The 230-nt window shown below is 70.0% G+C and carries 1 protein-coding gene; it reads left to right on the top strand.

The annotated features are described in order from the left end of the window. Positions 1-230, top strand: a 230-nt coding sequence (locus E4487_RS24210; RefSeq protein ID WP_175254572.1) for an aldehyde dehydrogenase family protein, incomplete at both ends; no start/stop codon positions are given.

Genomic DNA, 230 nt, shown 5'->3' with positions numbered 1-230 from the left:
TGGCACCGGCCCTGGCCGCCGGCAACGCCATCGTGCTCAAGCCGGCCGAGCAGACCCCGCTGTCGATCACCCTGCTGGTCGAACTCGTCGGCGACCTGCTGCCGCCCGGCGTGCTCAACATCGTCCAGGGCTTCGGCCGCGAAGCCGGTGAAGCGCTGGCCACCAGCAAGCGCATCGCCAAGATCGCCTTCACCGGCTCCACCCCGGTCGGCTCGCACATCCTCAAGTGC

The sequence above is a fragment of the Pseudomonas sp. BMW13 genome (assembly GCF_013357275.1).
Classification (GTDB): Bacteria; Pseudomonadota; Gammaproteobacteria; order Pseudomonadales; family Pseudomonadaceae; genus Aquipseudomonas; species Aquipseudomonas khazarica.
Note: the sequence above shows the minus strand (reverse complement) of the source record. Positions and strands in the feature narration are given on the sequence as shown.